Source organism: Planktotalea sp. (assembly GCF_039984035.1).
Taxonomy (GTDB): domain Bacteria; phylum Pseudomonadota; class Alphaproteobacteria; order Rhodobacterales; family Rhodobacteraceae; genus Planktotalea.
Map to the genome: position 1 here is coordinate 1 of NZ_JBDWVM010000017.1, position 3717 is coordinate 3717.

Annotated in this window: 3 protein-coding genes and 1 pseudogene; 3 read left to right on the plus strand and 1 reads right to left on the minus strand. The window is 54.8% G+C overall.

Features of this window, described 5'->3' with window-relative positions:
- Positions 1–173 precede the first annotated feature (173 nt).
- Complete coding sequence (locus ABJQ89_RS00850; RefSeq protein WP_348494389.1) at positions 174–953, minus strand: anti-sigma factor; 780 nt, start codon at positions 951–953, stop codon at positions 174–176.
- 248 nt (positions 954–1201) lie between these two features.
- Between ABJQ89_RS00850 and cobS the strand changes: the two genes are divergently transcribed.
- From cobS to ABJQ89_RS00865, 3 genes and pseudogenes are all read left to right on the plus strand, one after another.
- Positions 1202–2188, plus strand: a complete 987-nt coding sequence (gene cobS / locus ABJQ89_RS00855; RefSeq protein WP_348494390.1) for a cobaltochelatase subunit CobS — start codon at positions 1202–1204, stop codon at positions 2186–2188.
- Positions 2189–2207: 19 nt separating this feature from the next.
- Positions 2208–2909: an aspartate/glutamate racemase family protein gene (locus tag ABJQ89_RS00860; protein ID WP_348494391.1), complete on the plus strand. Its 702-nt coding sequence runs from the start codon at positions 2208–2210 to the stop codon at positions 2907–2909.
- A pseudogene (locus ABJQ89_RS00865) lies at positions 2909–3717 on the plus strand (cobaltochelatase subunit CobT); the annotation flags it as partial. The gene ABJQ89_RS00860 and the pseudogene ABJQ89_RS00865, both read left to right, overlap by 1 nt.

Genomic DNA, 3717 nt, shown 5'->3' on the forward strand with positions numbered 1-3717 from the left:
TTTTCATGCTTTTCAGTACACTTGCGTTTGCGATAATGAACGGTGATTGCCTGTTTGAACGGGAAAACGCCAAGATTGCCGGTAATATCGAGCGTCTTTACGAGGGTACCAAACCGGCCGTCATGAAACGATACGGCGAAAGCGATGATCGCACGGATGAGGTGATCTAGAAACTACTCGCGCGCGGCGGCATCAAATACGGCGATTGCCATTATGGGATCGCTTGGGCGCGATGATTGCGCGCCGCCAATGGCTTCGCGCGACAGGGCCAAACGCGCCCCACTCTCGATCCACTCAAGCTGCGCCGCGCTGAGCTTGATCGCGCCCACAGGGGCCGCCGGCAAAACGCCGAGCGTTTCAAAAATCTCCGCCGACGACATCAACCAAAGCGCGTGCACGCGCCCCTCTTTCAACGGTGCACCTGTCTGTTCAAAACGAAGTAAATTCGTGCCCGCGATCAAAGCCACGCGCAAGTGATACTCCGTGTCAGCGACACTCATCTCTGCGCGTAAAACATCTGGTATCTGTGCCTGTTGCTCGGAACTGCTGGCCACCCAATAGGCCAGCAAAGCCGCGCCAATCCCGCCAAGGGCAAATTCCCAAATCCGCATGCGCCGCCGCCATGGCAAGCGATTCTCGCTCCAAAGCTCGCGTTTGAGATGCCCTAGCACCGTCGCCGTTGCTTCGGGTGTGTCGATATCCATGCCAAGCGCCGTGAATTGTTCACGCCAATGCGCGACATCTGCCTGCGCTTTGGGATCAGACTTTAGTAATTTCTTAAAATCCCTTAACTCCTGCCCCTCAAGCACCCCGAGCACAAATTGACGCGCCAAGTCGCTCTGCTCGTGCGAGCCGTGCGCGCCTATTCCATCCTCGTCCGTCACTTCAGTGCGCTCCTCAAGCTTTAGAAACTCTTGATATTTCATTTGAACAGTAACGATTTGGATGCACAAGACACCTGCCTTTTTCGACCAGAGATCACCCGCGCTATGGGCTATCAAAAAATGCGATATCACCTCTGACAAATTGTCCTATCAACCACAGCTTAGGCTAAGTCACGCAACGTCTTAAGCAAATAAGCCATTCAACTTTAGAGGCAGTGATTTTTGCGGCGCCCTTCCCCTTGTCCTTGGGTTAGATATGTTGCACCACATGCTTTGAAGAGGCGAACGCTCATTAAGCGCAAGACAAGGACGACACCATGGCCGACGGGATGCTCGACATCGATACTAAACCAACAGAAGACATCTCGGTCCGCGAGGTCTTTGGTCTGGACACAGACATGGTTGTCAAAGGATTTGCAGATCGTACAGATCGCGTTCCAGAACTCGACAGCACATATAAATTTGATCCTGACACAACGATGGCCATCCTTGCGGGTTTCTCGCACAACCGCCGCGTCATGGTTCAAGGTTACCACGGCACGGGTAAATCCACGCATATCGAGCAAGTCGCATCGCGCCTGAACTGGCCTGCGGTTCGCGTTAACCTCGACAGCCACATCTCCCGTATCGATTTGATCGGTAAAGATGCGATCAAACTGAAAGACGGCAAACAGGTTACTGATTTCCAAGAAGGCATCTTGCCTTGGGCCCTGCGCAACCCGACAGCGATCGTATTCGATGAATATGACGCCGGCCGCGCAGACGTTATGTTCGTGATCCAACGTGTTCTGGAAGTCGACGGCAAACTGACTCTGCTCGATCAGAACCAAGTGATCAACCCGCACCCCTACTTCCGTATTTTCGCAACCGCGAACACGGTTGGCTTGGGTGACACGACGGGTCTCTATCACGGCACCCAACAGATCAACCAAGGTCAGATGGACCGTTGGTCCTTGGTCGCGACGCTCAACTACCTCAGCGTTGAAGCGGAAAGCCAGATCGTTCTGTCCAAGAACCCGCACTACAACAACGAGAATGGCCGCAAGACCGTCAAGCAGATGGTCAAAGTTGCAGACCTCACGCGCACGGCCTTCATGAACGGTGATCTTTCTACCGTTATGTCCCCGCGTACAGTGATCGCATGGGCACAAAACGCAGAGATCTTCCGCGATGTAGGTTACGCATTCCGCCTGTCCTTCCTCAACAAATGTGACGAACTTGAGCGCCAAACGGTTGCTGAGTTCTATCAACGTTGCTTTGACGAAGAACTGCCAGAAAGCGCGGCGAGCCTGACAATCGCCTAGCCAACCTTAGGGTGGCCACATGCATCTGGGATTGATCGGCGGCATCGGGCCTGCATCGACAGTCGTTTACTATCAAAGGCTTACAAGCGCCATGCGCGCGCTTGGTCAGCCTCTTGATCTGACGATTGTCAACGCGGACGCAAATACGCTGGTCAAGAACAACCTTGCAGACGATCGCGCAGCGCAGGCAGACGTTTACGCCGATCTGATCAATCGTCTGAAAAATGCAGGGGCAGATTGCGCGGTTCTCACATCTTTGGGCGGGCATTTTTGTTTCGATGAAACCGTGCCACTCTCAGGATTGCCCTTGGTCAGCGCCGTCACCCCGCTCGATGCGTATTTCGCAAAAGAGGGACTAAAGACAGTTGGCCTTTTGGGAACCGAAGTGGTGATGCGCACGGCGCTTTATGGTCAACTGGCCAAAACTGCGACGGTGGCCCCAGATGATCTAGAGGCAGCTGGCGCGTCATATCTGGACATGGCGCTCAGCGGGCACTGCACAGACGAAACACGCGATTTCTTCCTCGAAGAAGGTCGCAAGCTGGTAAATGACAAAGGCGCAGATGCCGTGGTTCTCGCGGGAACTGATCTGGGCCTCGCCTTTTACGGGCAAACAACAGAACATAGAGTGATCGACGCACTTGATGTGCATGTTGATCTGCTTGTCGATCTTGCGACAGGTAAAGCAAATTTGAACGATCACGCGGTAGGTGGACAGTAATGGCAAATCAATCTGACAATCCGGCAGATCCTTTTAAAAAGGCCCTCGCGGAAGCCACCAAAGTCATGGCGAATGATCCTGAGTTGTCGATCACCTATACGGTCGACCCCTCTGGCATGTCCGGCGATTCCATGCGCTTGCCGCAGGTCTCCCGCCGTATGACCCGTGAGGAAGTCTTGATCGCGCGCGGCACCGCCGACGCTTTGGCGATGCACCGCAAATTCCACGATGACAGCACCCATTCGCGCTATGTCCCACGCGGCGAAACCGCTCGTGAGCTCTATGAAGCGATGGAGACCGCGCGCTGCGAAGCCATGGGCGCGCGCGATATGCCGGGAACCGCTGGCAACATTGACGCCAAGATCGGCAATGAGGCCCTGCGCAAGGGCTACGATCAAATCCGCGAAGCGGCAGATGCGCCTTTGGCGACCGCTGCGGGATATCTCGTGCGTCACCTCGCAACAGGCCGCGATCTGCCCTCTGGTGCGCAAAATGTGATGAACCTCTGGAAAGGCTTCATTGAAGAGCAAGCCAGTGGCACGCTCGACAGCATCGATGACCTGCTGGATGATCAAGCCGCATTCGCGAAACTCTCACGCCAGATCATCCAAGACCTTGGTTATGGTGACCAGCTCGGCGATGACCCGGATGAGCTAGATGATGAGGCCGAAAACGACGCTGAAGACAACGGTGAGGATGATCAGGAGCCGGATAGCTCTGGTCAGGATGACGATTCCCAAGACATGGATGACGCCTCCCCTGAGCAATCTCAGGAAGAGCAGCAAGATAGCTCGCAGGCGCAAGTCTC